The sequence below is a fragment of the Candidatus Methylomirabilota bacterium genome (assembly GCA_036002485.1).
Lineage (GTDB): Bacteria > Methylomirabilota > Methylomirabilia > Rokubacteriales > CSP1-6 > AR37.
The window spans coordinates 1-2,594 of the sequence record DASYTI010000027.1 but is presented as its reverse complement, the minus strand read 5'-3'; the positions used below and the strand labels follow the sequence as shown (position 1 = coordinate 2,594).

At 67.8% G+C, this 2,594-nt stretch carries 2 protein-coding genes; both read right to left on the bottom strand.

Going from position 1 to position 2,594, the window contains the following annotated elements:
• A partial coding sequence (locus tag VGT00_02955; GenBank protein ID HEV8530357.1) for a serine hydrolase domain-containing protein occupies positions 1 to 1,100 on the bottom strand: 1,100 nt, incomplete at its 3' end.
• Between the two features lie 12 nt (positions 1,101 to 1,112).
• Positions 1,113 to 2,594 (bottom strand): ABC transporter substrate-binding protein (locus VGT00_02950; protein ID HEV8530356.1); only part of this gene is annotated, 1,482 nt, incomplete at its 5' end.

Below are 2,594 nucleotides of genomic sequence, written 5' to 3'. Positions count from 1 at the left end.
CCGCTGCTGGCTGCGGCAATCGCCGGCGCGAGCAAGGCTGTGGCCCGCTGGGCATAGAGAAGCGGCCAGGTGTCCTCGGCGTTCGAGAGCACGATGATCGCGATCTTCTCGGAGGGAAGGAGCCGAACCTCCGCCGCATGGCCCGGGACGAGCCCGCCATGACCGATGCACGTGCGGCCCTCCTCGCGGTAGATGCGGAAGCCGAGACCCCAGCCGGCCTGCCAGCCTGGCTCGAGCCAGTGCATCCGCTGCATCTCCTTGAGGGTGGTGCCGGCCAGCACCGAATCCTCGGCGCCACCCGTCGTGCGGAAGTGAAGCATGGCGAAGCGCGCGAGGTCCTCCACCGTGGAGGCGAGATTGCCCGCCGCGATCAAGCCGCCGATGTCGCCCACCTCGCGGCGCTCGCGAGGCGCTCGCGGGAAGCGCCGGCTATAGCCTCGAGCGAGCCTTGGATCGTCCGGCAACATCCCGTCGACGAGCGTGCTCCGCATCCCGAGCGGCTCGAGGATGCGGCGCTCGATGTAGCGCGCATACGGCACGCCCGAGACCGAGGCCACGATCTCGCCCGCGAGCGCGACGGCGAGGTTCGAGTACTTCCACTGCGATTCCGGCGCGAGCGCGCTCGACTGCCGCGTGAGGCCGTCGCGCACCTCGGCGATCGACGGGAAGTCCATCGTCTCCCAGTACGGGAAAGCCGCCTCGCGGGGCAGGCCGCTGGTGTGGCTGAGGAGCTGACGCACGGTCAGCTCGACGCCCTCGTGGTCACGCTCGCGCGCGATCTTGAACCACGGCAGGTGCTGGGCCACGGGATCGTCGAGCCTGAGGGCGCCCGCGTCCCGGAGCTGCATGACCGCGGTGGCCGTGAAGAGCTTCGTGACCGAGCCCACCCGATAGACCGTGGCCGGCGTGGCCGGGATTCCGCGCTCGACGTCGGCCTGGCCGAAGGCGCGGGCCCAGAGGAGCTGCTGGTCGTGCACGAGGGCCACGGCGATGCTGGGGAGCGACCAGTACGCGAGCCGGTATTCGATCCACGCGACGAAGAGGTCGAGCGCGGCGCGAAGCTCGGGGTGGTCGAGGCTCGGGGGGGTAGGCTCACTCATGGCAAGCGCGGCTCACTGTTTCTTCAGGCGCATGTCCTCATAGGGCGCGGCGAAGTAGAGCTGAGCGTTCAAGCCGATCCCGGACTCCTCGACCCGCGGGCCGACTCCGTGCAGGGTGGCGGGGTCGAAGATCGGACCGTACATGACGCGCTCGTGGATGAGGCGCTGGATCCGGTGCAGCAGCGTCTCACGCTTCTTGCGGTCGCGCTCTTGCGCCTGTTGCTGGAACAGGTCGTCGATCTCGGGATACCCTCCGGAGGCGTACGGCGCGCTACTGATGACGAAGGTTTCGAGGCGCACGGAGGCGTTGCCCGGCTGCGCCGAGACCGTTACGAGGATGCCGCTGAGCTTCTTCGAGCGCCACGCCTCCATGAACGTCGCCCGCTCCATGCTGCGCACGCGCGTGCGAATGCCCACCGTGGCGAGGTAGTTGCCCACGGCCTCCCCCATGGTGGTGAACGGAGGGAGCGGGGTGAGATCGCCGGCGTCGAAACCATTGGGATACCCGGCCTCCGCGAGGAGGCGCTTTGCCTGCGCCGGGTCGTAAGGGTACGGGTCGATGCGGAGCGCGAAGTCCATGACACCCGGGATCATCGACCCCGTCAGGCGCGAGAACCCGAGCCGCTCCGCGTCGTTGAGTCCCTTCTTGTCGACGGCCAGGGTCGCGGCCAGCCGGACGCGGCGGTCGTGCCACGGCGACTTGGGATTCCACTGCTCGGGGTATTCCATCCACCACGTGGCCGGCGGAATCACCTTGGCCAGGCGCAGCTTGGGGTCCGCCTTGATGGTGGCCGCTTCGAGGCCGACCATCAGGTAGCCAATGTCCGCCTCTCCGGTCTTGAGCATGGCCATGCGTGTCGTGCGGTCGGGGATGCCCTTGATGATGACGCGCTTGATCGAAGGCTTCTTGCGCCAGTATTGCTCGTTGGCCTCCAGCACCAGCTCTATGCCGGGAGTCATGCGTGAGAAGCGATAGGGCCCGAGCCCCACCGGCTGACGGCGGAATCCGTCCTCGCCGACCTTCTCGAGGTACTTCTTGGGCACGATCCACGCCGCGCCGGTGGCCGGGGTGGCATAGATCACCAGGAAGTCGGGCCACGGTGTGTGCAGGACGAAGCGAATGCGATACGGATCGATGATGTCCACGGCCTTCACGCGGTCGTGCAGGAGCTTGGCCGAGGCGCCTCGATAGCGCAGGAAGCTGAACTTCACGTCCTCCGCCGTGAAGGGATCGCCGTTGTGGAACTTCAGACCCTCGCGCAGCTTGAACTCGTACACGAGGCCGTCCGGGCTCTCTTTCCAGGACTCGGCCAGGCATGGCGCCATGTCATTGCCGGGCAGCGGCTTGATGAGCGCGTCGTGCATGGCATACAGGAACACGAACGGGGTGCCGATGCCCGGGGTCTCGGCCGGATCCAGAAACGTGGGGGCAATCGAGGCGTCGAAGGCAATGGTCAATTGCCCGTCCGGCTGGGCTTGCGCGGCGACCTCGCC